Source organism: Lysobacter sp. A421 (genome assembly GCF_054052145.1).
This window is the reverse complement of record NZ_JBSVRL010000001.1, coordinates 784,329-810,916: the sequence shown is the minus strand read 5'-3', so window position 1 is coordinate 810,916 and position 26,588 is coordinate 784,329. Positions and strand designations below refer to the sequence as shown.

Annotated in this window: 28 protein-coding genes and 1 pseudogene; 17 read left to right on the top strand and 12 right to left on the bottom strand. The window is 64.3% G+C overall.

Features of this window, described 5'->3' with window-relative positions; translation table 11 throughout:
• Positions 1-13: 13 nt before the first annotated feature.
• From ACW7G6_RS03670 to asnS, 9 genes are read right to left on the bottom strand one after another with little or no spacing between them, the layout of a single operon-like run.
• On the bottom strand, positions 14-1,024 hold the full coding sequence (locus ACW7G6_RS03670) for an amidohydrolase family protein (RefSeq protein WP_456997550.1): 1,011 nt from the start codon (positions 1,022-1,024) through the stop codon (positions 14-16).
• 22 nt (positions 1,025-1,046) lie between these two features.
• Positions 1,047-1,592: a 3-hydroxyanthranilate 3,4-dioxygenase gene (locus ACW7G6_RS03665; protein ID WP_456997549.1), complete on the bottom strand. Its 546-nt coding sequence runs from the start codon at positions 1,590-1,592 to the stop codon at positions 1,047-1,049.
• 3 nt (positions 1,593-1,595) lie between these two features.
• Positions 1,596-2,021, bottom strand: coding sequence for a RidA family protein (locus ACW7G6_RS03660; protein ID WP_456997548.1), 426 nt, complete (start codon positions 2,019-2,021; stop codon positions 1,596-1,598).
• Between the two features lies 1 nt (position 2,022).
• Entirely contained in the window at positions 2,023-2,685 is a 663-nt protein-coding gene (can, locus tag ACW7G6_RS03655) for a carbonate dehydratase (protein ID WP_456979510.1), read from the bottom strand.
• Between the two features lie 6 nt (positions 2,686-2,691).
• Complete coding sequence (locus tag ACW7G6_RS03650) at positions 2,692-4,116, bottom strand: aldehyde dehydrogenase (RefSeq protein WP_456997547.1); 1,425 nt, start codon at positions 4,114-4,116, stop codon at positions 2,692-2,694.
• 30 nt (positions 4,117-4,146) lie between these two features.
• Positions 4,147-4,935, bottom strand: a complete 789-nt coding sequence (locus ACW7G6_RS03645) for an SDR family oxidoreductase (protein WP_456997546.1) — start codon at positions 4,933-4,935, stop codon at positions 4,147-4,149.
• A gap of 1 nt (position 4,936) precedes the next feature.
• The gene (locus tag ACW7G6_RS03640) at positions 4,937-5,245 is read right to left on the bottom strand and encodes a hypothetical protein (RefSeq protein ID WP_456997545.1); all 309 of its coding nucleotides are present in this window, start codon (positions 5,243-5,245) and stop codon (positions 4,937-4,939) included.
• On the bottom strand, positions 5,242-5,547 hold the full coding sequence (locus tag ACW7G6_RS03635) for a hypothetical protein (protein WP_456979506.1): 306 nt from the start codon (positions 5,545-5,547) through the stop codon (positions 5,242-5,244). Before ACW7G6_RS03635 ends, ACW7G6_RS03640 begins: the two co-directional genes overlap by 4 nt.
• A gap of 29 nt (positions 5,548-5,576) precedes the next feature.
• Positions 5,577-6,977, bottom strand: coding sequence for an asparagine--tRNA ligase (gene asnS, locus ACW7G6_RS03630; protein WP_456979505.1), 1,401 nt, complete (start codon positions 6,975-6,977; stop codon positions 5,577-5,579).
• Positions 6,978-7,118: 141 nt separating this feature from the next.
• Between asnS and ACW7G6_RS03625 the strand changes: the two genes are divergently transcribed.
• From ACW7G6_RS03625 to ACW7G6_RS03600, 6 genes are all read left to right on the top strand, one after another.
• Positions 7,119-7,457, top strand: coding sequence for a HesB/IscA family protein (locus ACW7G6_RS03625; RefSeq protein ID WP_456961592.1), 339 nt, complete (start codon positions 7,119-7,121; stop codon positions 7,455-7,457).
• Positions 7,458-7,628: 171 nt separating this feature from the next.
• On the top strand, positions 7,629-8,102 hold the full coding sequence (gene rpsF / locus ACW7G6_RS03620; RefSeq protein ID WP_456979504.1) for a 30S ribosomal protein S6: 474 nt from the start codon (positions 7,629-7,631) through the stop codon (positions 8,100-8,102).
• 26 nt (positions 8,103-8,128) lie between these two features.
• On the top strand, positions 8,129-8,359 hold the full coding sequence (gene rpsR, locus ACW7G6_RS03615; RefSeq protein ID WP_456961590.1) for a 30S ribosomal protein S18: 231 nt from the start codon (positions 8,129-8,131) through the stop codon (positions 8,357-8,359).
• Positions 8,360-8,422: 63 nt separating this feature from the next.
• Entirely contained in the window at positions 8,423-8,875 is a 453-nt protein-coding gene (gene rplI, locus ACW7G6_RS03610; RefSeq protein ID WP_456979503.1) for a 50S ribosomal protein L9, read from the top strand.
• Positions 8,876-9,098: 223 nt separating this feature from the next.
• Positions 9,099-10,523 (top strand): replicative DNA helicase, encoded by a 1,425-nt coding sequence (locus ACW7G6_RS03605; RefSeq protein WP_456979502.1) that lies wholly within the window; start codon positions 9,099-9,101, stop codon positions 10,521-10,523.
• 123 nt (positions 10,524-10,646) lie between these two features.
• The gene (locus ACW7G6_RS03600) at positions 10,647-11,348 is read left to right on the top strand and encodes an OmpA family protein (RefSeq protein WP_456997544.1); all 702 of its coding nucleotides are present in this window, start codon (positions 10,647-10,649) and stop codon (positions 11,346-11,348) included.
• 130 nt (positions 11,349-11,478) lie between these two features.
• On the opposite strand, the gene ACW7G6_RS03595 is transcribed toward ACW7G6_RS03600, so the two are convergent.
• Together ACW7G6_RS03595 and ACW7G6_RS03590 are read right to left on the bottom strand one after the other, a co-directional pair.
• Entirely contained in the window at positions 11,479-13,947 is a 2,469-nt protein-coding gene (locus tag ACW7G6_RS03595; protein ID WP_456997543.1) for a membrane-bound PQQ-dependent dehydrogenase, glucose/quinate/shikimate family, read from the bottom strand.
• A gap of 77 nt (positions 13,948-14,024) precedes the next feature.
• A complete protein-coding gene (locus tag ACW7G6_RS03590; protein WP_456997542.1) occupies positions 14,025-15,281 on the bottom strand; it encodes a carbohydrate porin in 1,257 nt (418 codons plus the stop codon).
• A gap of 258 nt (positions 15,282-15,539) precedes the next feature.
• On the opposite strand from ACW7G6_RS03590, the gene prpB reads away from it, so the two are divergent.
• Positions 15,540-16,424, top strand: a complete 885-nt coding sequence (gene prpB / locus ACW7G6_RS03585) for a methylisocitrate lyase (RefSeq protein ID WP_456997541.1) — start codon at positions 15,540-15,542, stop codon at positions 16,422-16,424.
• A 51-nt stretch (positions 16,425-16,475) separates the two neighbouring features.
• On the opposite strand, the gene ACW7G6_RS03580 is transcribed toward prpB, so the two are convergent.
• A complete protein-coding gene (locus tag ACW7G6_RS03580; RefSeq protein ID WP_456997540.1) occupies positions 16,476-17,432 on the bottom strand; it encodes a LysR substrate-binding domain-containing protein in 957 nt (318 codons plus the stop codon).
• A gap of 53 nt (positions 17,433-17,485) precedes the next feature.
• Between ACW7G6_RS03580 and ACW7G6_RS03575 the strand changes: the two genes are divergently transcribed.
• The 10 genes and pseudogenes from ACW7G6_RS03575 (at position 17,486) to ACW7G6_RS03530 (ending at position 26,542) form a co-directional block, all read left to right on the top strand.
• A complete protein-coding gene (locus tag ACW7G6_RS03575; protein ID WP_456997539.1) occupies positions 17,486-18,508 on the top strand; it encodes a glutathione S-transferase family protein in 1,023 nt (340 codons plus the stop codon).
• Between the two features lie 4 nt (positions 18,509-18,512).
• Positions 18,513-19,142 (top strand): LysE family translocator, encoded by a 630-nt coding sequence (locus tag ACW7G6_RS03570; RefSeq protein ID WP_456997538.1) that lies wholly within the window; start codon positions 18,513-18,515, stop codon positions 19,140-19,142.
• A 48-nt stretch (positions 19,143-19,190) separates the two neighbouring features.
• The gene (locus ACW7G6_RS03565) at positions 19,191-19,898 is read left to right on the top strand and encodes an NADPH-dependent FMN reductase (RefSeq protein WP_456979494.1); all 708 of its coding nucleotides are present in this window, start codon (positions 19,191-19,193) and stop codon (positions 19,896-19,898) included.
• Positions 19,899-19,973: 75 nt separating this feature from the next.
• Positions 19,974-20,120 (top strand): arylamine N-acetyltransferase, encoded by a 147-nt coding sequence (locus ACW7G6_RS03560; RefSeq protein WP_456979493.1) that lies wholly within the window; start codon positions 19,974-19,976, stop codon positions 20,118-20,120.
• Between the two features lie 19 nt (positions 20,121-20,139).
• Positions 20,140-20,752: pseudogene (locus tag ACW7G6_RS03555) on the top strand (arylamine N-acetyltransferase family protein).
• Positions 20,753-21,024: 272 nt separating this feature from the next.
• Entirely contained in the window at positions 21,025-23,331 is a 2,307-nt protein-coding gene (locus ACW7G6_RS03550) for a hypothetical protein (RefSeq protein ID WP_456997537.1), read from the top strand.
• 146 nt (positions 23,332-23,477) lie between these two features.
• Entirely contained in the window at positions 23,478-24,419 is a 942-nt protein-coding gene (sigJ, locus tag ACW7G6_RS03545) for an RNA polymerase sigma factor SigJ (protein ID WP_456979491.1), read from the top strand.
• Positions 24,416-24,889 carry a carboxymuconolactone decarboxylase family protein gene (locus tag ACW7G6_RS03540; RefSeq protein WP_456979490.1) on the top strand — a complete coding sequence of 158 codons (474 nt, stop codon included), beginning with the start codon at positions 24,416-24,418 and terminating at the stop codon, positions 24,887-24,889. Before sigJ ends, ACW7G6_RS03540 begins: the two co-directional genes overlap by 4 nt.
• 147 nt (positions 24,890-25,036) lie before the next feature.
• On the top strand, positions 25,037-25,681 hold the full coding sequence (locus ACW7G6_RS03535) for a hypothetical protein (RefSeq protein ID WP_456997536.1): 645 nt from the start codon (positions 25,037-25,039) through the stop codon (positions 25,679-25,681).
• Positions 25,682-25,741: 60 nt separating this feature from the next.
• Positions 25,742-26,542 (top strand): hypothetical protein, encoded by an 801-nt coding sequence (locus ACW7G6_RS03530; RefSeq protein WP_456997535.1) that lies wholly within the window; start codon positions 25,742-25,744, stop codon positions 26,540-26,542.
• The last annotated feature ends 46 nt before the right edge of the window (positions 26,543-26,588 follow it).

Here is a 26,588-nt window from a genome sequence, read left to right as displayed (position 1 = left end):
CGGGCAGCGGCGGTCATGCAAAACGCGACTTGGGCAGTCCCAGCCATTCCAGCGCGGTGCCGTGGTACAGCCGGGCCTGCTGGACTTCATCCAGCCCCAGCGCATCGATGCCCGCGCCCGGTGTTTGCTCGCCCAGCGGGAACGGGTAGTCGGTGCCCAGCATCACCCGGTCTGCGCCGCAGGCGTCGAGCAGATAGCGCAAGGCGGCATCGTCGGCGACCCAGGAATCGAAATACAGCCGGCGCAGGTACTCGCGGGGGTTGCGCGGGTTGTCGGTGGCGACAAGGTCCGGGCGCATGTTGAAGCCGTGCTCGATGCGGCCGATGGTGTACGGAAAGCTGCCGCCGCCGTGCGCCAGGCAGATCTTCAACTTCGGCAGTCGTTCCAGCACGCCCCCAAAGACCAGGCAACAGGCCGCGCGTGATTGCTCCGCCGGCATGCCGACCAGCCACGGCAGCCAGTACTTGGGCATGCTGTCGGTGCCCATCATGTCCCAGGGGTGCACCAGGATGGCCGCACCCAGCTCGCTGGCAGCCTGGAAAAATTCAAACAGCTCCGGCGCGTCCAGGTTCCAGTCGCCCACATGGCTGCCAATCTGCACGCCCTGCAGGCCGAGCTGGTCCATGCATCGCTCCAGTTCCTGGACCGCCAGCCGCGGTGATTGCATCGGTACCGTGCCGATGCCGGCGTAATGCCGCGGATAGTCGTGGCAGGTCAGGGCCATGTGGTCGTTGAGCGCCTGGTGCAGCTCCAGCGCGTGGTGCGGCCGCGCCCAGTAGCAGAACATCACCGGCACCGTGCTCAGTACCTGCACCTGCACATCGAACTTGGCGTAGTCCGCCACGCGCTCCTGCGGATCCCAGGTGTTGGACCAGATCTCGCGGAAAAACTTGCCATCCTTGTAGATACGGTGCCGTCCGTCTTCGGTGTGGTGGATCACCGGAAAACGCAGCTCGCCGTACTTGCGCGCCAGGTCGGGCCAGTCGCGTGGCAGGTAGTGCGCGTGGGTGTCGATCTTGAGCATGGGTCCAGTCTATCCGTGCAGGTCAGGTGTCGGCCATGACGTACTTGTCGGGCGCCGGGTTGAGGTAGCCGCAGTGTTTGCAGCTACGGTGCTCGCGGGAGGCGTAGAAGCGCTCGAAGACCGGCGGAAAATCGGTCTCGATGTCCTCCAGATGGAAGAATTCCTCGTACAACTTGTGGTTGCAGCGTTCGCAGAACCACATCAGGCCGTCGTCCTCGTGGGCCAGGCGCTTGCGCTCCACCACCAGCCCGATGGAGCCGGGCATGCGTTGTGGCGAATGCGGTACCCGCGGCGGCAGCAGGAAGATCTCACCGGCGCGGATCGGGATGTCGCGCACCGCGCACACCCCGTCCGCGCCAGCCTCCTGGATCCGCAGGATCATCTCGCCCTCGATCTGATAGAACCATTCCGGTCCCTCGTCGAAGTGATAGTCGCTGCGTACGTTGGGGCCACCGACCACCATCACGATAAAGTCGCCATCGTGGACCACCTTGTTGCCGACCGGCGGCTTGAGCAGTTGGCGATGCTCCTCGATCCAGGCGTGCAGGTTGAGTGGGTTGGGCAGCATGGCTTACTCCTTCAGGGCAGCAATACACTTCAGTTCGATGGCGATCGGCGTCGGCAAGGAGTTGATACCCACGGTGGTGCGGCATGGCGCGGTATCGATGTCGGGGAAGTACTCGGCCCAGACCGCGTTGTAGCGTGGGAAGTCGGCGACCATGTCGGTCAGGTAGACGGTCACGTCGACCAGATCCTGCCAACGTGCGCCGCTGGACTCCAGTACCGCACGGACGTTGGCGAACACCGCACGGGTCTGGGCGTCGATGTCGTAACTGAGCAGGCGATCTTCGGCATCATGCACGTTGCCGACAATCGCATTGCTGACGGGATCGCGCGGCCCGATGCCCGACAGCAACAGCAGGTGGCCGACACGGCGGGCGTGCGGATACAAGCCAACCGGCCGCGGCGCGGCGGCTGCGCGTATTGCGTCGCTCATCTCATCGATCCTCCCGGTCGGCGCGGATGCGCGCCAACGCTTCGGTATAGATGGAGGACAGGCTCTTGGCTGCGGCTACGTCGACGCCGAGGTCGTGCACGCGGCCATCGCGCAGGGTATAGACCCAGCCGTGTACCGACACCGCCTGGCCGCGTGCCCACGCGTCGCGCACGATGGTGGTGTGGCAGACGTTGACCACCTGTTCCAGTACGTTCAACTCGCACAGGCGGTCGTGCTTGAGCTCGTCGTCGTCGAACGCGAGCAGGCTGGCCTCGTGCTTCTCGGCGACGTCGGCGACGTGTCGCACCCAGTTGTCGGACAGCCCCAGCCGCTGGTCGTGCAGGGCCGCGTGCACGCCCCCGCAACCGTAGTGCCCGACCACCAGGATGTGCTTGACCTTGAGAACGTCGACCGCGAACTGGATCACCGACAGGCAGTTGAGGTCGGTGGTGACGACGACATTGGCGATATTGCGGTGGACGAACACCTCGCCCGGTGAGACGTCGATGATCTGGTTGGCCGGCACCCGCGAATCCGAGCAGCCGATCCAGAGGAATTCCGGCGCCTGCTGGCGCGACAGGCGCTCGAAGAACCCGGGGTCCTCGGCACTGACGCGGTCGGCCCATTCGCGGTTTTTGTGGAGCAGGTCTTTCAGAGAGTTCATGCAGGGTTATCCGATGTGGAGGCCGACGTTTTTGGCGTCGGTGAAAAATTGCATGGCCTCAAAGCCGCCTTCGCGGCCGAGCCCGGAGTTGCCGATGCCGCCGAACGGCGTGCGCAGATCGCGTTGCAGCCAGGTGTTGATCCAGACCATGCCGACCTGCAGCCGGGCGGCCAGGCGATGGGCGCGGTTGAGGTCGCGGGTCCAGAGCGAGGCGGCCAATCCGTAGTCGCCCGCGTTGGCCAGGTCCAATGCCTGCTGGTCATCGTCGAACGTCTGCAGCGTGACGACGGGGCCGAAGATCTCCTCGCGGTTGCTTGTGCAATCGGGTGGCAGGCCTTCGATCACCGTCGGGCTGACGAACCAGCCGGGGCGGTCGAGCGCATGCCCGCCGCACAGGATCGAGCCACCTTCCTGGCGTGCGCATTCGATCGCAGCGACGACCTTGTCGAAATGGGCCTGGGAGACCAGCGGGCCAACCTGGGTGTCCCGGGCAGCCGGTTCGCCGATCCGCAACTGGCTTACACGCTCGACGAAGGCATCGCGAAACTCGTCGTGGATCCCGCGCTCGACCAGTATCCGCGAACCGCACAGGCAGATCTGGCCGGAGTTCTGGAACGCGGAGCGCACCAGCAGGTCCAGGTCCTCGCGCCAGGAGCTGTCGGCGAACACCAGCGTTGCGTTCTTGCCGCCCAACTCCAGTGAGGTCTTCTTCAACAGTGGTCCGGTCAAGCCGGCGAGCCGGCGCCCGACCGCGGTACTGCCGGTGAACGATACGGCCTTGACCCGGGGGTCGATCACCAATGGCTCGCCAACTGCAGTGCCGTGTCCGTGGATGATGTTGAGCACACCCGGAGGAAAGCAGATCTCCGACGCCAGCTCGCCCAGCATGCTGGCCGTGACAGGCGTGATCTCCGAGGGCTTGGCGACCACGGTGTTGCCCGCGGCCAGCGCCGGTGCGATCTTCCAGGTCAGCAGGTACAGCGGCAGGTTCCACGGTGAAATGGTCGCCACCACGCCCAGTGGCGGGCGCAGGGTGTAGTTCAATCCGGCCTGGCCATGGTGGGACTGGCTGGCGAACTGGGTCGCGGCATGCGCAAAGAAGCGCAGATTGCTGATGGCCCGTGGGATTTCCACCTCGCGTGCCAGCGAGATGGGTTTGCCGGCATCGCGTGACTCGGCCAGCGCAAAATCCCCGGCACGCGCTTCCAGTGCGTCGGCGAGCTTTTCCAGCCAGCGCGATCGTTCGGAATTGGGCAGGCCCGCCCAACCGGGGAACGCGGTTTGTGCGGCGCTGACGGCGGTGTCGACCACCGCGCTGTCGCCGCCGGCAACCGTGGCGAAAACCTGTCCCGTTGCCGGATCAAACACATCGATGTCGCCACCGCCAGCAGGGCCGGATGGTTTGCCGTCGATCCAGTGGGTCAGGTGCATCGGGCTAGCTTACCGCCAGCGACAGCCGGGTTACAGGGACCGCGTGCGGCCGCCATCCACGGGCAGGTTGATGCCGGTGATGTAGCTGGCCGCCGGTGAGCACAGGAACGCAATTGCCGCAGCCGTTTCCTCCGGCTTGGCAAAGCGCCCGATCGGGATGGCAGCGACCATGTCGGCGACGATTTCCTCGCGGCGGCGGCCACTACGGGTCGCGGTGGCGTCGATGATCTGCTCGATGCGCGGTGTCTGGGTCGAGCCGGGCAACACGTTGTTCACGGTAATGCCGGACGGTGCCAGCTCACCGGCCAGGGTCTTGGCCCAGCTGGCGACGGCCCAGCGGGTGGTGTTGGATACACCCAGGCCCTTGATCGGTTCCTTTACCGAGGTCGAGATCACGTTGACGATACGGCCGAACCCGTCGCGCTGCATGCCCGGGATCACCGCCTCGGCGAGCACATGGTTGCCGAGCAGGTGTTGGCGCAGTGCCGACTCGAACGCGGCGACGTCGGCGCCATGCACGGCTCCGGGCGGCGGCCCGCCGCTGTTGTTGACCAGGATATGCACCGGCCTGGCGGCAACCAGTGATTCGACCTGGGCGCGCAGTTGCCGGGTCTCGGCGGCGTCGACCGCGATCCAGCCATGCTGCTGGCTGCTGCGAGGCATGGCTAGTTGTGCGGTCAAGTCGCGCAACAATGGCTCGCGGCGCGCCAGCAACGTGACATCGGCGCCCAGCTCCGCCAACGCCTTGGCGGTGGCCCATCCGATGCCCTGGCTGGCACCGCACACCAACGCGTGCTTCCCGCCGAGATCCATGTCCATGTCAGTTCCCCTTTGGTCTGGATGCGAGCGTCTGCACCATCCGCGCGCGCAATTGCCCGTCATCGTCGGCCTGGGGCGCAATCAGCTCGGCAAGCATGAAGCCCCGTGAGTTGGCATCGTCCTCGTCCATGCCGGACAGCTCAGCGAACTCGGCATCCATCAACGTCGATCGGGCGGAGTCCTCACTGTCGAAGGGCAGGGTATTGCCATCGCTGTCGAGTATCTCGGCGGTGCCGGCCTCCAGTACCCGCATCCGGGCCCAGACCACCGTGCGTCCTAGCGTCGCCAGCCACCACTGTCCGGCGCTCATGACGCGGCCTTGGCGATCAGCGTCAACACGCCGGAGCTCAGCAATCCGCCGACGATGGTCAGCAGTGCGATCCGTGCCGGGGTGGCAAGGCCATTGAGGTTGTGGTCGGCGGCCGAGCGATAGTGGCCGCGCAGCAACCACAACCACGCCGGCGGACGGGCAAACGCGTTGGGACCGAGGCTTTCCAGCAGTTCCGGCTGGCGATCACGCATGTGCACCAGCGTCAGCGGCCAGAAGATGACGAACGCGGTTGCGCCGGCGATGGCGACGGCAAGGCAAAGCAGGGCAAAGAACAGGATCACGAATCACCACCTCGACGGGTCATTGGCATTCAGTACTCGGCGTTGCCCGGCGCGCGCGGGAAGGCGATCGCGTCGCGGATGTTGCTCAGTCCGCAGACGTAGACCACCAGCCGCTCGAAGCCGAGCCCGAAGCCGGCGTGCGGCACCGAACCATAACGACGGAAGTCGCGGTACCACTGGTAATGCTCCGGATCCAGCCCGAACTGGCGCATGCGCGCGTCCAGCACGTCCAGCCGTTCCTCGCGCTGGCTGCCGCCGATGATCTCGCCAATGCCCGGCGCCAGCACGTCCATCGCCGCGACCGTCTTGCCGTCGTCGTTCAGGCGCATGTAGAAAGCCTTGATGTGCTCGGGGTAGTTGGTGACGACCACCGGCCGGCCGACGTGTTGCTCGGTCAGCCAGCGCTCGTGCTCGGTCTGCAGGTCCAGGCCCCATTCCACCGGGAACTCGAACTTGTGCCCGGAGTCCTGCAGCAACTTGATTGCGTCGGTGTAATCGATCTGCTCGAACGGCGCGTTGATGAACCCTTCCAGCCGATCCACTGCCCCTTTCTGCACACGCTGGTCGATGAAGGCCATGTCGTCGGCGCGCTCGTCCAGCACCGCGCGGAACAGGTACTTGAGGAAGTCCTCGGCGACCCGGGCGTTCTCCATCAGGTCGGCAAACGCGATCTCCGGTTCGACCATCCAGAACTCGGCCAGGTGGCGGGTGGTGTTGGAGTTCTCGGCACGGAAGGTCGGCCCGAACGTATACACCTTGCTCAGCGCCAGCGCATAGGCCTCGGCATTGAGCTGGCCGGACACGGTCAGGAAGGTCTCCTTGCCGAAGAAGTCGCGGCTGAAGTCGACCGCACCGGTCTTGTCGCGCGGCACGTTGGCCACGTCCAGGGTCGAGACCCGGAACATCTGCCCGGCGCCCTCCGCATCGGAAGTGGTGATGATCGGCGTACTGATCCAGAAGTAGCCGTTCTCGTGGAAATACCGGTGCACGGCCTGGGCCAGGCAGTGGCGGATGCGGGTGACGGCGCCAAACAGGTTGGTGCGTGGGCGCAGATGGGCGACCTCGCGCAGGAACTCCAGCGAGTGGGCCTTGGGCTGGATCGGGTAGGTTTCCGGGTCATCGACCCAGCCGACCACCTCGAGTTTGTGGGCCTGGATCTCGAACCCCTGGCCCTGGCCCTGGGAGGCGACCAGCTCACCGGTGGCGATCACCGAGCAGCCCGCGGTCAGGTGCTTCACCTCGTCCTCGTAATTGGACAAGGTGGCGGGCGCGACGACCTGGATGGGTGCGAAACAGGAGCCGTCACTGACATTCACGAAGCTCAGGCCGGCCTTGGAGTCACGCCGGGTGCGCACCCAGCCGCGGACGGTGATTTCACCACCGACCGGCAGTTGGCCTGCGAGCGCGTGCTGGACGCTGGTTATCGTCATGCGCAAACCGCCGTCATGCCTTGATTCCTTGCCCTTGAGGGCCGATATGGTGGGGAGTTGGAGTTTACGGGTGGGCCGGCGTGCTTGCGAGGCATCGCGTTGCCGTTCACCTATAATGGCAGCATCAACGGAGGTTTTTTTATGAGCGTCACCATGACCCCGGCCGCGCTGGCTCGCGTGCAGCGCTTCCTCGGCGACAGCCCGGATGCGATCGGTCTGCGCTTCGGGGCCGCCAAGACCGGGTGCTCCGGTTGGCAGCATCATGCTGACCTGGCCACCGAAGAGCGTCCCGGCGACACCGTGTTCGAGCAGGACGGCGTGCGCGTCTACGTGGACATGCTCAGCCTGCCGCAAGTCGATGGAACCCAGATTGACGTGGTCAAGCAGCGTCTGGGCGAGCAGTTCCTGTTCCGCAACCCCAATGCCAGTGCCGAATGCGGCTGTGGGGAAAGTTTTACCACCAGCGCCGACCTCGCCTAGGCGAACCACGCGCGCCGCGAGAAGCGCGCCTATGGTTCCCATACCGGAAAACTGCGATAATCACCGGCTTCCTTCGGCATCTTGCCGCAGGAACCTTGCCCCACCGCGTGTCGAGCCACGGCCACGGGGGGCTGACCGGCCAACAAGGCCGATATCCACAAGGACAACACCATGCGTCATTACGAAGTCGTGTTCCTGGTCCATCCCGACCAGAGCGAGCAGGTGCCGGCCATGATCGAGCGCTACAAGGGCTTGATCGAGGGCGGCGAAGGCAAGATCCATCGCCTCGAAGACTGGGGTCGGCGTCAGCTGGCGTACCCGATCGCGAACCTGGTCAAGGCCCATTACGTACTCATGAACATCGAGTGCAACCAGACTGTGCTGGCCGAGCTGGTCGACAGCTTCCGCTTCAACGACGCGATCCTGCGCCACCTGGTCATCAAGCGTGACGAGGCGGACACCGAGCAGTCGCTGATCATGAAGTTCAAGGACGAGAAGGGTGACAAGCCCGACCGCGGCGACCGTGGCGATCGTCGTCGCCGCGACGACGAAGGCAGCAGCTCTGACGGCGCCGGCGACAAGCCCGCCGCCCAGCCTGAAGCCGCGCCGGAAGCCACGTCCGACGACAGCACCGAAACCGCCTGATCACGCCCTCCCGGAGCAGCGTACCCATGTCCAAATTTTTCCGCCGTCGCAAGTTCTGCAAATTCACCGCCGAAGGCGTCAAGGAGATCGATTACAAGGATCTCAATACCTTGCGCCAGAACGTTTCCGAGACCGGCAAGATCGTCCCCAGCCGGGTCACCGGCACCAAGGCGAAGTACCAGCGTCAGTTGGCGACCGCGATCAAGCGCGCCCGTTTCCTGGCCCTGATCCCGTACACCGACAACCACCACGCCTGAGCCCATTCGGACAGCCATCAGTTGCGGGGCCTCACGCCCCGCTAACGAATACGGAGCAACACCATGCAATTGATCCTCCTGCAAAACGTGCAGAACCTCGGCAGGCTCGGCGACAAGGTCGACGTCAAGCCGGGCTACGCGCGCAACTTCCTGGTCCCCCAGGGCAAGGCCACGCCGGCTACCGCCGCCAACCTGGCCGAGTTCGAGACCCGTCGTGCCGAGTACGAGGCCAAGGCCAAGACGCGCCATGACGACGCCGAAGCCCGTCGTGCCGGCCTCGAGGACGTGTCCATCACGATCCACGCCAACGCCGTCGCCGAAGGCAAGCTGTACGGCTCCATCACCAGCAACGATATCGCCGCGGAGCTGACCAAGCTGGGCCAGCCGGTCGAGAAGTCCGAGGTGATCATGGGCAAGGGTCCCATCCACCACACCGGCACCTACGAAGTCGTGGTGCACCTGCACACCGATGTCGAAGCCATCGTCAAGGTGATTGTCGAAGGCGACGTCAGCTGATTGCTACCGGGCCGGGGTTCGCCCCGGCCTGCACGCTGGGCACGTTTGTCTGATAAAGCGAAGGGCGCCGCGAGGCGCCTTTCGTGTTTTTGCTGACTTGTCCCGCGCTATCCACCAGTTATCCACAGACTTGTCTGCAACCCCCACGCGCATCCCGCACTAGGATGCGTGTTCGACCTGCGCGCGTCCCTGCCGCACGGCCACTGCCAGGAACCTGTCCTTGATGAGTGCACGCCCCGGCTTTCACGGTGAACAGCGCAGTGATTCGCGCTTCGAGACCCGATCCGAACAACGATTGGACCAGTTGCGGATTCCGCCACAATCGATCGAAGCCGAGCAGGCCGTGCTGGGCGGCCTGATGCTGGCCCCGGACGCTTATGACCAGGTCGCTGACAGCCTCGCCGAGCATGATTTCTACCGGCGCGACCACCAGTTGATCTTCCGCGCGATCCGCGAGCTGGCCGAAAAGAACAAACCCTTCGACGCGGTCACCCTGGGCGAGTGGTTCGAATCGATGGGGGAGGGCGAGCAGGTTGCTGGCGGTGCCTACCTGATCGAGCTGGCCAGCACCACGCCGTCGGCTGCCAACATCAAGGCCTACGCCGAAATCGTCCGTGACAAGGCCGTCCTGCGCAAATTGATCGAGGTCGGCACCACCATCGTCAACGATGGTTTCCAGCCCGGGGGCCGTGAGAGCAGCGAGCTGCTGTCTTCGGCGGAGCAGCAGGTATTCGCGATCGCCGAGGCCGGTGCGCGGGGCCGCACCGATTTCACCGCCATCAACTCCGCGTTGTCGGAAGCCTTCGATGTCCTGCAGACGCGCTACGCCGCCGGCGGCACGGTCACCGGCCTGCCAACGGGCTACACCGAACTGGATGAGATGACCGCCGGACTGCAGCCGACCGACCTGCTGATCCTGGCAGCGCGTCCGGCGATGGGCAAGACCACGCTGGCGCTGAACATCGCCGAGTACGCCGCGATCAAGAGCAAGAAGGCGGTCGCAGTGTTCTCGATGGAAATGTCGGCCAGCCAGCTTGCGTTGCGCCTGATTTCCTCCAACGGGCGCGTCAATGCCCAGCGTCTGCGCAGTGGCCAGTTGGAGGACGAGGACTGGAGCCGGGTCACCAGCGCGATCCGGATGTTGAAGGAATCCAAGATATTCATCGACGACACGCCCGGCCTGTCGCCGGACGCACTGCGCGCCAAGGCCCGTCGGCTCAAGCGCGAGCACGACCTGGGGTTGGTGGTGGTCGACTACCTGCAGCTGATGGCAGTGCCGGGAAATACCGAAAACCGTGCCACCGAAATCTCCGAGATCTCACGCTCCCTGAAGCACCTCGCCAAAGAGCTCAACGTGCCGGTGATCGCGCTGTCGCAGCTTAACCGCTCGCTGGAAACCCGCGCCGACAAGCGTCCGGTGATGGCTGACCTCCGGGAGTCCGGCGCGATCGAGCAGGATGCGGACGTCATCATGTTCATCTACCGCGATGACTACTACAACAAGGAAAACTCGCCCGACAAGGGTCTGGCCGAGATCATCATCGGCAAGCAGCGTAACGGCCCGACCGGATCGCTGAAGCTGAAGTTCTTCGGTGAGTACACGCGATTCGACAATCTGTCGCACGACTCCATCGGCAGCTTCGAGTAACTTGTCGGCAGGCAATGCCTGCCGAAAGCTGAACAGGTAAAATTCGCCATCACCTTGTTCATACAGCAACGTGGTTAGCTTCACTTGATGTTTCTCAGGCCCACTGTCAGGAAGGACGCTCCCATGAAAAACCCAGTCAAAATCGTACTCGCCGTTGCCATGACGACCGCGTTGCTCGGTGGTTGCGCCACCGGCGGCGGGTACTATGGCCAACCGCAGGACCCGTATGGGCAGCAGCCTGACCCCAGCAATGATCGCACCAAGAAGGGCGCGATCATCGGTGCGGTGGCGGGCGCGGTTGCGGGCCTGCTCAGCGGCGGCGACGCCACCGAACGCCGCCAGCGTGCGCTGGTCGGCGTTGGCGTTGGCGGCTTGGCTGGGGGCGCTATCGGCAACTACCAGGATCGCCAGGAGCGCGCATTGCGCGACCAGATGGCGGGCACCGGCGTGGATATCGTGCGCCAGGGCGACAACATCACCTTGAGCATGCCGGACAGCATCACCTTCGGTTTTGACAGCTCATCGCTGCAGTCCCAGTTCTATCCGGTGCTCAACAATCTGGCCGGCACGTTGACCCAGTACAACCAGACCATCATCGAGGTCGCCGGTCATACCGACAGCAAGGGTACCGATGCCTACAACCAGCAACTGTCCGTGCGTCGGGCGGACGCGGTGGGCGATTACCTGATGGCCAGGGGCGTGGTGCGCGATCGCTTCATCATCACCGGTGCCGGCGAGAGCCGTCCGGTGGCCAGCAACGACACCGATTCGGGTCGCGCGCAGAACCGCCGCGTCGAGATCACGCTGGTGCCGCTGCGCTCCTGACCGATCTAACGGGCGTGTCTACCGGGCTTGTCCCGGACAGCGCAACTTCAAACGGGCTCCCCAGGGAGCCCGTTCTTGTATGTGAGGGGTCGAGGATCCATGACACCCGGACGGACCGGGGTTCATGGGTTCATTGAGCAGACGGCAGCGCGTAGGCGATCACGTAATCACCCGGCGTGGTGCCCAGCGAGCCGTGCCCACCGGCGACCACCACCAGGTACTGGCGCCCATCCGTCCCGGTGTAGGTCATCGGCGTGGCCTGTCCGCCGGCGGGCAGGCGCTGCTGCCACAACTGCTTGCCGGTGGTGACGTCGTAACCGCGCACGTAGTCATCCAGGCTGCCGGACAGGAACGCCACGCCGCCGCCGGTCATGATCGGACCGCCAATGCCGGGCACGCCCATGCGGAAGGGAAGCGGCAGCGGTGAGAGGTCGCGCACGCTGCCGTTGCGGTGCTGCCAGATGACCTCGCCAGTGGTGAGGTCGGCGGCGGCCACGTAGCCCCATGGCGGCTGCTGGCAGGGCAGGCCGATGGGCGACAGGAATGGCCCCATCTCGACCGCGAATGGCGCGCCGAAGTTTTCGTTCAGGCTCGGTAGCGCGCCGTGTGGAGGCGCGCCGCCGGGCTGCACGTATAGCGTTTCGTCGTCGTCGCGCGGAACCAGGGTGGAGGTGAACGCCAGGTAGGTCGGCGTGGTGAATGCGATCTGGCGCACCGGGTCCACCGCTATGCCACCCCAGTTGAAGACCCCGAAGTTGCCCGGGTAGATCAGCGATCCCTGCTCGGACGGCGGGGTGTAGCGACCCTCGTAACGCAGCTTGCGCAGCGCGATCCGACAGGCGAGCTGGTCGAACAGGGTCGCGCCCCACATGTCGGCGCCGGTCAGTGGCGGCGGGTTGAACGACAGCGCCGACACCGGCTGCGTCGAGGCCGTCCAGTCGCCTTCGGCGGCACCTTGCGGCGCGGGCGTCTCGGTGACAGGCAACAATGGCTCGCCAGTGCGGCGATCGAGCACGAACAGCTCCCCCTGTTTGGTCGGTTGCACCAGCGCCGGGACCGTGCGGCCATCCACGGTGAGGTCGATCAATGTCGGCTGGGCCGGCACGTCGTAGTCCCACAGGTCGTGGTGCACGGTCTGGAATACCCAGCGCACCTGTCCAGTAGCGAGATCGAGCGCGACGACGGCGGAGGAGAAACGCTCGACCGACTCGCTGCGATCACCGCCCCACTGGTCGGGCGGTTGGTTGCCGAGCGGTACGTATACCAGCCCCAGTGCCTCGTCGACACTGGAGATGGACCAGCTGTTGGGCGAGGAAGGCGTGTAGGTCTCACCGGGGCCCAGCGGCGCGGTGTCGTCGGGGTTGCCCGAGTCCCAGTTCCACACCAGCTCGCCGGTATCGACATCGAACGCGCGGATCACGCCCGACGCCTCGTTGACGCTGACATTGTCCAGCACCGTGCCGCCGACGATGACCAGTGAGTCGGTCACCACCACCGGCGAGGTGGAGTAATAGGAGCCCGGGTTGACGTTCGGCATGTGCTGCCACAGGTCGATCTGGCCGTCGCCGTTGCCGAAGTCCGGACAGACCTTGCCATTTTCGGGATTGATCGAGATCAGGCGCCCATCCGCAGTGGGCATGAATAACTGAGCGCTGCAGCTGTCGGCGATCGGCAGGTCGGTGACGGCGACGGCGACGGGCGCGCCGGAGGACGTGCGCTGCGACGCGTTACCCGCATCATCTCCTGCGTCAGCGGGCCGGGCAGCGTACGACAGCCCTCTGCAGGTCAGGTGCTGCAATGCGAGTTTGCCCTGGATCTTCGGGTCCAGCCGCCATACCTCCTCGCCGGTGGTGGCGTCCAGGGCAATGACGGACTGATGCGGCGTGCAAAGGAACAGGCGATTGCCAACCTTCAGGGGCGTGACCTCGAAGGTGGTTTCCACCGGGTCGCCGGGCTGGCCCCGAAAATCGCCGGTGCGGTACGTCCAGGCGACCTCCAGGTCGGCCACGTTGGCCGGGGTGAATTGGGTCAGTGGCGAGTAGCGCTGGCCCTGCCGGGTACGCCCGTAGGCATGCCATTCGTCGGTGGGCACGGCCTCGGTGATGGCGCCGGTCGCGGGTCGCGGACCGGGTGCATTGCCCTCGATGCGATGCGGATCGTTCCACCACGAGGCAACCGACAGCAACAAGGTCGCGATGACGACGGCCGCCAGGGGCATCCAGGAGCTGCGTGCAGTCGGTTGCCGGCGCGGCGTGGCGTGGTGCTGATCCAGCCCGCGGCGGACCCAGGGCAGCAGCAGCCAGACACCGAGCAGGAATGGCACCCCGAGCCGGCTGGCCAATGGCCACCAGTCCAGCCCCGACTCCCACAACGCCCACACCAGCGTGGCCAGCAGCAACAGGGCATAGAGGATCAGCGCCATCCGGCGGCGCATGCACAGAAGCACCCCGACCAATGCGAAACCCAGGCCGGCCAGCAGGTAGTACCAGGACCCGCCAAGCAGCACCAGCCACCCACCGCCGCCCAGAAGGGCCAGTCCGATCAACAGGAACACGGCGCCGGTGATCATGGGGGCGCGATACGACTGGGTATCTGGCACGGTGATTTCCTCCGGTGATGACCCTGCGACCTTCCCGCAGCGGACGTTTGTAAAATGTATACAAGCGCTCGACGCTCTCAGAAGACCAGGCTGCTTTTGAGTCCGACCACCAGCGCGTCGCTGTTGCGGCTGCTGCCGCCCGGATGGACGACGTACTGAAGGTTGGGCCGCAACGTGAGTCCCGGGATGGGACGCCAGGCGTAGATCAACTCGGCTGCATACTCGTTGCCATCCAGCACCAACCCCGGATCCTCCGGGTGCAGTTGGTTGTGTAGCTGTTGATGGTCGGCGGCGCGACCGTTGGGATGGGTGGCGCCGATGGCGAAACCGACCGTATCCTGCTCCCGGCCAAATGGCCCGGCATATTGCACGCCCAATGCGATCTGCCGGTCGGTGGCCGCTGTTGCGCGATCGGCTTGCGTTGCATTGAGGAACACGGTCGCCCCGGACTGGCCGCTATCGCCACTGATCTGTTGCTCGACGTTGATGTAGCCACCGTAACGCGCGTCGCGATGCAGCGGAGCACCAGAGGTGATCGCAAGCGGCTGATGCCTGGTATCCAGGAACAGGTCCGGACCGCCGGACGTGTCGTACCAGAGTCCAATTTTGTAGCTGCCGGGTCGACCATCGGTCGTCGGCAACCAGCCAAACTCCAACGGAACCAGTGCGCCGGTGGTACCGCCGGGGAAGTCGAGCTTCCAGCCGTTCTCGCGCGCGTACTGGTCATCGATATATTTTGGATTGACCTGGTACGCGCCCACCTGCAGGTACATTTGCTTGCTGATGTCGAGCTTGAGCCGCGTGGCCCACTGGCTGGTGGGCCAGTTGACCCAGTAGTCGCCCACCAGGTTGCCCGGCTGCGAGCCACAGAAGGTGAGATTCTGGAAGTCACAGGAGAACGCCGCAAAGTCGCCGCCCACCGTCATCCGGCCAATGCGCCACTGCAACCGGTTGGCGAGGAACGACTGCTCCAGCGCGAAAACGGTCAGGTGCCAGGTCTGGCCGCGGCCGTAAACCTCCTGCAATAGCTGGTTGTTGCCTATCCCGGCGTCGCTGCCAAGGTCATTGCCGCTGCGGTGGGTCATGACTACCTGGAAGCTGGCACCATTCCAGCCCCAGAGTTTTTCCAGATCCAGGTCGGTGCCGAATTTCCACTGGTCGGCGTGACGCGTGATCTGTCGCTCGCCACCGCTGAAGTTGTGCGCCAGCTCACTGTCGTATCCGATGTCGAAGGTGATACCGGTATCGGCGAGGCGGCCGCGCGCGCCGTCCCAATCACCCAGCAGGTAGTGATCGTCAGCAGCGCTCGCCTGTCCGGCAAAGCACAGGGCCATTGCCGCCAAAGCCCATGACACTGCTCGATCGCCCTTGTGCCGGATGTACACGATTACCGCCCTCCATGCGGGCATCTTCCATGAACGATGTGATGGGGCGGTGGACTCGCCACATCAGCGTCAATCGGCTCGCCGCGTTGACGCTCCCCGTTTTTGATCGGGTGCCTGACCCCAAGCGAGGTATTCTTCAACCATGATCAGCGTGCACTTCAAAGTTGAATCCGCTGACTTCATGAGCATTTTACAAGGACACCATAGATGTCGATCCCAATTTCTGCAGGCGCACGTTTCCGCGCAGCCGTTTCCGAAGAGTCCCCGCTTCAAGTGATGGGTGCCATTACCGCCTACGCCGGCCTGATGGCCAAGCGTACGGGCTACAAGGCGCTGTATCTGTCCGGTGGCGGTGTCGCAGCCAACTCTCTGGGCATACCCGATCTGGGTATCAGTACGATGGAGGATGTGCTCACGGACGCGCGTCGCATTGTCGATGCCACGCAGATGCCGTTGCTGGTCGACATTGATACCGGCTGGGGTGGCGCCTTCAATATTGGCCGCACCATCCGCTCTTTCATTAACGCCGGCGTCGCTGCGGTTCATATGGAGGATCAGGTCGGCCAGAAACGCTGTGGCCACCGTCCTGGCAAAGAAGTCGTGACGAAACAGGAAATGGTCGACCGGATCAAGGCCGCGGTGGATTCACGCACAGACGATGGGTTCGTGATCATGGCGCGCACCGACGCAGCGGCAGCCGAAGGGGTTGATGCGGCGATCGAGCGTGCGACGGCCTACGTCGAGGCCGGTGCCGACATGATTTTCCCCGAGGCAATCAGTACGCTGGAGGACTTTGGCCGGTTCAAGGCGGCGGTGAAGGTGCCGGTGGTAGCGAACCTCACCGAGTTTGGCGAGACTCCGTTCTTCAGCACCGGCGAACTTGGGGATGCCGGGGTCGACATTGCACTCTACTGTTGCGGCGCGTATCGAGCGATGAACAAGGCCGCGCTGAACTTCTATGAGACGGTACGTCGCGAGGGCACGCAGAAGAGCATCGTAGACACGTTGCAGACGCGGACCGAACTCTACGATTTTCTCGACTATCACGCGTACGAGGACAGACTCGACCAGTTGTTCGCGCAAGGCCGGTAGGATGCCGCTGGATGTCGACCTCGGCGGGTTCCGGGGGACTACCGGTTCGCCTCATCTGTTTGGCAACTCTCCGTCGTTTCGCGCGGTCTGATGCTTGAGCCATTTGATGACGTCGAGCGTCCCGGCCCGGATGCGTCCGTGCCGGGGAAGCACGATCCAGTAGGCGGGTTCAAGCGTCACGCCGAGATTTTCGATTGGTCTGACCAGTGCGCCGGAGGCCACGTCGTCGAACGCAAGCCGGTGGCGGGCGAGGGCGACGCCCTGGCCCTGAATCGCCGCCCGCAGCACAAGGTCGGATGACGCGAAACGGGGTCCGGCCAACACATCCAGTGATTCAGGTCCGTGCGCCTGTCGCCACGTCTCCCACGACGCGTGGGGATCGCGGTCGTGCAGCAGCCGCATGCCGAGCAGGTCTTCTGGTCGACCGGGATGACCAGAAGTCTCGAACAGCGCCGGACTCATGACTGGATACAAGATGTCGTCCATCAGTGGCTCGCAGCGAACCTCAGGCCAGGGGCCGCGCCCCATCCGGATCGCGAGGTCGATGCCGCCGGCCGCCATGTTGTCGATTCTTTGATCCACGACCACCGACACTTCCAGGTGCGGATGGGATTGTTCCAGCCTTGGCAGGCGTGGCAGCAACCAGCGTGCCGCGAAGGAAGGTGTCGTCGATACCGTCACCGAACGGCTCGACCGGGTTTCGCGCAGTGACGTTACGGCGTGCTCGATGTCGCGAAAGCCGGCCAGCGTTGCCCTGCCCAGCGCCTCGCCCTGCGGCGTGAAAGAGATGCCACGCCGGCCAGCGGACTGATTGATCAAGGCAACGCCCAGCCAGGCATCCAACTCCGCCAGATGCCGGCTGACCGATGAATGCGCGATGCCAAGCTCACGCGCGGCCGCACGCACCCCGCCTTGGGCATAGACGGTGGCGAAGGCGCGCAAGGCGTTGAGGGGGAGTTTCATAATGGACTGGATAATAGACCGTAAATTGCGTTCCTGAGACCGCATTTCGCTTGCAGTATGTCCCCACCGACTTTAGGGCAAAGGGACGAGTCATGGGAATGCTGATTGACGGCCGCTGGACGAACGCTGATTCAAACATCGTTGAAGGTCGCTTTATAAGACCAGATAGCGCGCACTCCTTGCCGCTTGATGACGTCGCCGGACGGCTGCGTTCACAGCCCGGCCGCTATCACCTGATCGCCTCACTGAGTTGTCCCTGGTCCCATCGCACCTTGATCGTGCGCGCACTCATGGGGTTGGAGAGCTGTGTGCCGGTGCAGATCGCGGGTGGGGCCCGGAGCGAGGGCTATGCGATTGATGGCGGTGAGCCTTGGTTGGTTCCGGGATGCGGTCGGCGCATTCGGCACGTGCATGAGCTTTACAGCTTGTCAGATCCGGTCTACTCCGGCCGAGCGACGGTTCCCGTGCTCTGGGACAGTCACGCTGGGCGGATCGTCAGTAACGAGTCGGCGCAGATCATGCGTGCGTTCGACGCGGCGGACGCGGACATGAAGGGTGCGTTCACGCTCACCCCGCCGGTTCTGCGCGACCGGATCGACGCCCTCAACACCGACCTGCAGACTGAGCTCTCCAACGCCGTCTACCGTGCCGGCTTCGCGCAGCGCCAGGACGCCTACGACGAAGCGGTGGAGAGTGTGTTCGTGATGCTCGACCGGCTCGAGCACCGTCTGGGGAAGGGTCGCTACCTGTTTGGCCAGACGAACACCGAGACCGACTGGAGGCTGTTCCCGACGCTGGTGCGGTTCGACGCGGTTTACCACGGCCACTTCAAGTGTGCGCGCCGGCGCCTGGTCGACCTTCCGCATCTTTGGGCCTATGCGCGTGACTTGCACGCGTGGCGAGGCGTGTCCGCCACGGTCGACTTGGCCGCGATCCGCGCGGGCTACTACGTCCACGATCGCAGCATCAACCCGTTCGGCATCGTCGCGACGCAGCCCGATGCCAACTGGTCTGCAGCGCATGGTCGCGAGCGGTTCGGCCCGGCCCGGGTAGCGCTGGTTTCGGGGCGTGAGGTCGAGATCGAGCCCACCACGCTGCAGCTTTGCTCGCGGCGGGACTGAACCGATGGACGCACTGATGATCGGTGCCGCCGGCCTCATCGCCGTGGCGGCCATCACGCCAGGGCCGAACAATCTTATCGTCATGCGTGCCGCCTCCCAGTCCGGGTTCATGGCGGCGTTGCCGGCAATCACCGGCGTCGTGGCCGGTGGACTGGTCATGCTATTGCTGGTGATGGCCGGTGCCGGCGTGATGTTCGCGGCCGAACCGCGACTGCAGCGCGTCATTACTGTCGGCGGCGCGGCGTATCTGTGCTGGCTGGGGGCCAGCCTGGTCATGGGCAGCTTCGCCAGACACGGAGCCAACGGCGTGGCCCCGGTCCGCGCGCTGCCCATCGGCGCCGCGGCGCTGTTCGGCTTTCAATTCCTCAATCCAAAGAGCTGGGTCATGGTGCTGACGGTGACCGCGGCGGTTCGCAGCGGCGCGGAGGCATCGCAGGTGCTCTTGCCGTTGGCAGCATTGTTCACGGTCATCCCCGCGCTTTGTCTGGCGCTCTGGTGCGCCCTCGGCGTCCTGATGACGACCTATTTCGATCGACGGCGTGTCCGCAGTTGGCTGGACCGAGTGATGGGCTTGCTCCTGTTCGTGTCGGCACTGCTGCTCGTGCTCGTCCCGGTCGATGCACCGCTTCCGTAGTGGCGGTGCCAACGCTTGCAGCTTCAAACACCACAAGGGCTCACAACGATGACAAATATCTTCGTTCCCCCCGGCCACCCGGATCTTGTCCGCTTGGTGAAGTGCGCGATTCTCTCAACGAAGACAAGTGTTTCCGTTCCTGTCGACTTTCCAGGCGAGTCTGTCCGCGACTCCTCCGATGCCGGGCAGCCCGGCAAACGCATACTCGCCATCGCCGGCAGCCTCCGTCGTGGCTCCTGGAATCTGCGCCTGCTCGAAGCTGCCGCCGAAAGCGCACCCGCCGGAATGACCGTCAGTGTTTACTACGATCTGGCGTCCATTCCGCTGTTCAACGAGGATCTCGAGCAGGAGACCGATGGCGGACCGGAGGTCGTTCAACGAATTCGCCGTGACGTCGCCGCCGCCGATGGCTTGTTGATCGCGACGCCCGAATACAATCAATCCATCCCCGGCGTACTGAAGAACACGCTCGATTGGCTGTCGCGGGCCGCACCCGACGAAGTACTGGCCGGCAAGCCGGTGGCGATCATCGGCGCATCGGGCGGACGCTGGGGCACGCGTCTTTCCCAACAGGCTTTGCGCCAGACCTTGTACGCCACCGAATCACTGGTCATGCCGGCGCCAGCGCTGTTCGTCCGGGACGTGACTGGAGTGTTCGACGCCACTGGTCGGTTGACGGATATCCCGACGCGCCGGGCGCTTGAAGAGGTGCTGGCATCGTTCGCGAACTGGATCGACCGGGTTGCCCCGCCGTAGTCGACAGGATATCCAGGTACGCCGCCTTTGCAGAATGCCGCCACTGTTGAAACGGGAGAAGTCATGAATCAGTCGATGAGATATCAACTGCGACACACCGGTGCGATCGCCTTCGAGACGCTGGCTACGATGCTGCATTCGCCGGTGCCGATCGATCTCGCGTCGCTGCAGCGCAAAGTCCTGCACAACGGTCGCGGCGGATATTGCTACGAGCTAGCTTAACCTGCTGTTTCTGGCCCTGTTGCAGGAACTCGGCTTCGATGCCCGTGGCCTGACCGGACGGGTAGTGATGGGTGGTCCGAAGGACGCGCTGACACCGTGAACGCACATGCTCGTGCTGGTCACTCTCCAAGGTCGCCGCTACATTGCCGACATCGGCTTCGGCGGCATGGTGCCGACCGCGCCGCTGCTGCTCGACTCGGACTTGGCCCAGATCACGCCGCACGAGCCGTATCTGGTGGAGCATCGCCGCCTGGAACAGCGCGATGATCATTACCTGCTGCGTGCGCAGGTAGCAGGCGTCTGGCAGGCGCTGTACGCCTTTGACCTGGTACCGCCGGCCGATCGACTACGAAGTCGGCAACTGGTACGTGGCGACGCATCCGGACTCGCCTTTCGTTGGCCAGTTGGTGGCCGCCCGTACTAGAGAAGGCTGGCGCAAGACCTTGCGCAACGGTGATTTCGCCCTGCACCGGATCGGCGTCGGCACGGTGCGGCGGCGTCTGGCCGAACCCGACGCCGTCATCGCGGTGTTGCGCGACGAGTTCGGCATCGAGGTGCCGGAGCATCCGCGATTGCGCACCACGATCGAGCACCTGCTTGCCGGCGAAGACGCGGGCAATTCAATGGCCTGAACGTGGCCCCGTCACGATTTGGCATTGCGCGGATAATGGACTGAATAATAGACCATAAATTGCATTCTTGAGACCACATTCCAGTTGCAACATGTACCCCCTCGACTTCAAGAGGTAGGAACTGGTTATGGGAATGCCGATTGAAGGGTGCTGGGCAAGCGCCGATTCAACCAGCGTCAAAGGTCGCGTTTCAAGGCCAGTTAGCGTGGACTCCGCGACCGCGGGCCCCATCCCCCGACCTGTCTTGCGGAAATATTTTGCCGGGGCACGCCATGCGCTATTCCACAGATGAGCAGACGCGACGCAGCCGCTGGCGACGATGGACGATTGATCGGCTCGATTCCCTGCGGCGCCGGATCACGCGCGCGGCGCAGGTGCTGCCGTCGGCTTCGCCGCACTGGCGCGACGCGGCGTGGGGCGTCATCGGCGCCGGGATTGTGGTTCTCGTGGTCTTCGTCGTGCCGCTGTCGCTGGGGACGTCGGCCACCGATTGGCGTGCTCTGCTGTACATCGCGAGCCTGGTCGCCGTACCAGTGCTCGTCGCGCTCGCACTGCTGTTGCCGGCACGCCTCCTGCTCGCGTTGCCGGCGTTGTACCGGCGCAGCTTCGTCGTGGTTGTCATTGCGGCGGTACCGCTGTTCGACTTCTATGCCACCCGGCGCGGCGCCATCATGGGAGCGATCGTGGTCGTGCTGGCGGCCTCCCTGTTTGCCAGTGGTCTTGGTGCCATCGTCAGGCAGCGAACTGTCCGCACTGCGAGACGGGGCAAGGTCGTTGCCTTCGCCGCGGCGATTGCGGGCCTGGCGTTCTTCGCCTTCGCGGCATGGTGGCTGCTCACGCCCGGCAAACCGGCCCAAGGGCGCACCATCACCGCATGGGCGGCCGGCGCCGAGTCGTTGGATGCGCCCGATCCATCGCTTCATGGCCCGCACCGCGTCGTGACCTGGACCTATGGGAGCGGCACGGACCGGTATCGCCCGGAGTTCGCGGCTGACGTCGACGTCAAGACCCGGTCCGTGGACGGTTCCAAGCTGGTGTCCTGGAGTGGTACACCTGCCCGCATCCGCGCGGCCTACTGGGGGTTCGATACCGATGCGCTGCCGCTGCAGGGCAGGGTATGGCAGCCAGACGGAAACGGCCCCTTCCCGCTCGTGCTCGCGGTTCACGGCAACCATCTGATGGAGGACTTCTCGGATGCCGGCTATGCCTATCTTGGCGAGCAGATGGCCAGCCGCGGCTTCATCTTCGTGTCGGTGGACCAGAACTTCCTCAATACCGGTATTGCCGACTTGCCCACTGGTACTGCCGACGAAAACGACGCGCGTGGCTGGCTCCTGCTCGAGCACCTGCGGCTCTGGCACGAGTGGAACGCCGATCCGGATCGTCTCTTCTTCAGGAAGGTGGACACCACGCGGATCGGCCTGGTCGGCCACTCGCGCGGCGGCGAGGCGGTCGCAATCGCTGCCGCGTTCAATCATCTGCCGTTGTACCCCGACGACGCGACCCTGAGCTTCGACTACGGCTATGACATCAGGGCCGTCGCGGCTATCGCCCCCGTCGACGGCCAGTACCGCCCCGCGCGGGTCGGGACGCCGCTGCGCGACGTGCACTATTTCACGATGCAGGGCGGCCATGACGCCGACCAGACCTCGTTCGAGGGGATCAAGCAGTTCGATCGCGTCGCATTCTCGGACGATTTTGACGGGTTCAAGTCGGCGCTCCATGTCGCCGGGGCAAACCACGGCCAGTTCAACACCGATTGGGGTCGGCTAGATATCACCGCGCCCTTTGGCTGGCTGCTCAACGTCAGACCGCTGATCCCGGCACAGGAGCAGCGCCGCGTCACCCAGGTTTACCTGGGTGCATTCATGGAGGCCACGCTGCGCGGGGATGCGCGGTACGTTCCATTGTTCCAAGAGCCGCGTCTGGGTGCGGACTGGCTGCCCGAAAACGCCTACGCCGCAGAGTTCGTCGCTACTGGCGAAGTCGTCGTGGCGTCGTTCGCCGAAGACCTTGATCTGAGCACTGCGACCCTGCCTTGTGCCGTGATTTCGCAGACGGGACTGAGTGACTGGCGCGAGCAGCGTATCGGGATGCGTCATGGTCAGCGCGACACGAGCGCGGTCTATCTCGGTTGGAGCACAACCGGCCCGTCGGCCCACTATGCAATCACCTTGCCTGATGCCGCGATCGACGGAGAAATGGAAGCACTGGCGTTCTCGATGGCCGACACCGGGCAGGGCGCCGCGACTCCAGACGATGATGACGCCGTGGACGACCCTTCCGGGGTCGACCTCACTGTGCGCCTGACCGACGCGGCCGGTAATACGGCGGAGCTAACGCTGGGCAGCCAGGCGATGCTGATTCCCGCCGAGCATCCGGACCTGTTCAAGTCGGCACTGGTGCGTGCCCGGGTGGATCCCGAACCCGCGTTCCAGACCTACGTCTTCCCGCTCGACGATTTCGTTGCCGTCAATCCCGACTTCGACCGCGACGGCGTCCTTGAGATCGCATTCGTGTTTGATCGCACCCGCGAAGGCACCGTGGCGCTGAGCAGGGTGGCGTTCGTACCTGAGTGAAATCACGCCCTATCGTCGATATGCAGGAGTCCAGCGTCCGAGCAACTGGCTATTCCTGCGGCATCGCTGGCGACAGGAACCACGGATGGGCGGTCACGAATCCAGCCGCCCCCGCGTCCTCGCCCTATGTGACCGAGAATCTCACCATGGACCCGACCACCGCGCTGTTCGAACATCATCGGTCCCGGCTGTTCGGCCTGGCCTATCGCATGCTCGGCACGCCGGCCGATGCGGAGGATGTGTTGCACGATGCATGGCTAAGGCTCCACGTGCAGGACGTGGCTACGCTCGACGACCCGGAGGCCTGGCTGGTCACCGTGACCACGCGCCTGGCGCTGGACCGCCTGCGCCAGGCACGGCACGAACGCGAGCACTACACCGGCCCGTGGCTGCCCGAGCCGCTGGTGCCGGATGCCGAGCACCCGGATGCCGCGCTCGAGCGCAGCGAATCGCTGACGCTGTCGTTCCTGCTGCTGCTCGAGCGCCTGGGCCCGGAGGAGCGTGCGGCGTTCCTGCTCCATGAGGTATTCGATTACAGCCACGCCGAGGCGGCGGCGATCCTGGACATCGCGGAAGACGCCTGCCGCCAGCGCGTGCACCGCGCCAAGGCTCGCCTGCGCGAGGGGCGGCCGCGCTTCAGCGTGGATGAGGCCGCACAGCGCCGTCTGCTGCAGCGCTTTGTCGACGCGATGGCGGAACCCACGCTCGATTCGCTGCGCGCGCTGTTCGCCGAGGACGCCATCCACATCAGCGATGGCGGTGGCGTCGTGCGCGCCACGCTGCGACCGCTGCACGGCGCCGATCGCGTCGCCCGGCTTTACCTGCAGGTGGCGCGCAACCTCGGCGGCCCGGACACGCGCTACGTGCCGGCCACCCTCAATGGCGCGCCGGCGCTGCTGCTGCGGGACGGTGAGGCGCTGCTGGCGGCGATCTGGATCGAGTGCGACGGCGGCCGCATCACCGCGATCCACGCACTGCGGCATCCGCGCAAGCTGGCCCGCTGCTGGCTGTCACGAAACCGGCGGCGGCTGCGTCCTTGCTTTGACGTGGCCGAATCGCGACCACCCGATCGAGGAGCATTGCCGTGACCCGTTTTTCCGTGCAGAAGCACTACGCCGCCCTGCAGCCGCTGATCGCCCTCAATGATGCTATCCACACCGCTGGCTGGCTGGAGCCCGCCCTGATCGAACTGGTGCTGATGCGCGTGTCGCAGATCAACCGCTGCGCCTACTGCCTCGACATGCACAGCAAGGATGCCCGCGCCGCCGGCGAGACCGAGCAACGCTTGTACCTGCTGCCGGCATGGCGTGAGACAAAGCTGTACAGCGAGCGCGAGTGCATCGCCCTGGCCTGGGCCGAGGAGCTGACCGAGCTCGCCTCACCCGAAGCGGTGTCCGACGCGCTGTACGAACGGGCGCGCCAGCACTTCAAGGAGCCCGAGCTGGTCGACCTGACGCTGCTGGTGGTCGCGATCAACGGCTTCAACCGCATCAACGTCGCCGCACGCAGCATCGGGGGCCACTACAAGCCGGAGGCGCGGCACGCACGAACGTCTTAACCGTTCATTCGCAAGTTAGAGCGCACTAATACATTTACGACATTTTGGAGCAATCGATGACTCCTTACGCTGTTGCTGTGATACGCGAAACCCGGTTTGGTGACGAGATCAGCGTTAGACCCTTAATCATTGCCTGAGGAGTTGTGGATGACAAATAACGAGAATACCAAGATTGCCCGTGACGTCCGCTGGCTCAAAGTTTATGCCGTTTGCACAACCCTCGCACTTACAGTTATGGCGCTCACTGCGGCCAAGTCTCCGCGCGATCAAGCTGAACTAACTGTCGAGCGAATCAACATCGTTGACCCTTCGGGAGTATCACGCCTAGTGATCTCCAACGCCGAGCGTTTCCCCCTGCCGAAGCTCAACGGAAAAGAGTACCCCCGCGCTGTGCATCCAGCCGGCATCGTCTTCTATGATGCCGGGGGTAGCGAGATGGGCGGCCTGGCAATTACCGACGCCAGCATCGGTAAAGTTTCAGCACTTGCGTTTGACTACCCAAACTATGATGCAATGGGAATGGTCACCCGCGTAAGCCCGGACGGAAAGAGCGCTCTGACTGGATTGCATATCAACTCGCGCCCTCCTGCCGATCTAGACGTTATTGGAGCCAGCAAGGTCGTACAGCGGCGCATTGCGATCCACAACGAGAATGAAGACGCTGAAATCTTACTGGCTGACCCACAGGGCCGAGATCGCATTCGCTTGAGAGTGGATCATTCCGGGCAGGCTCGAATCGAGGTGCTTGATGCAAACGGCAAGGTAACATTCAGTGCTCCAGACGGGGCCTAACAATTCATTCAAGCCGAACTGCTTCGCCAGTCGGCTTAATCCCGGCGTTAGGTGTCTGCAATGTTGCTACTGAAGCTTTTAATAGTCCCTCTCTTTCTCGCCGGCATCTCCGTCGCGGCTCGCCGCTGGGGGCCCCAAGTGGCTGGACTGCTTGCCGGCTTCCCTGTGGTTACAGGCCCAATCCTCTATTTTCTATCCCAAGAGCAAGGGGCACTTTTTGCGGCCAAGGCGGCACAAGGCTCATTGCTTGCCGTGATTGCCTGCGTCGTTTTCGGCATCGCCTATTCTCATGGCAGCCGCAAGCTCGGGTGGCCCCTCACAGTCGTTCTGGGCCTTTCAAGCTGGGTTGTTGTCGCGTTTGTCCTCTCGCACCTGCCAGCGAGTCTTCCCTTGGCAGCCGGCTTCGCATTGCTAGCCTTGGTGACAGGCCCGTTCTTACTGCCGGCCATACTTGATACGGCGCAACCCGCGCAGCCCCTTCCCACGACGGAACTCGTCGCCCGCATGGTCGCTGGTGCGGTCCTGGTCGTCGCCGTCACGGCGGTCGCAGGGGCTGTCGGCACTCGCTGGTCAGGCCTCATGGCCATGTTTCCGGTACTGGGAACGGTGCTTGGGCTGTTCTCGCATAGACGTAGCGGGCCGCTGTTCGTCGCCCGGCTTTTCCGCGGTATGTTTCGTGGTTTCTATTCGTTCGCCACATTCTGTATCTCGCTTTCGCTGCTCCTACAACTCCTGCCTGTCGCGGGCGCATTTTTGGCATCGGTAGTGATGGCGATGCTCGTGCAGGCCGGTGTTCACGGGGTCACGACGCCCAACAATTCGTTCAAGCCGAAACCGAAGCCGCTTGGCGGCGCGACTTGATTCAGGCGTTGGGCAAGCACCGGGCAACTCCCGCACAGCGGTACTT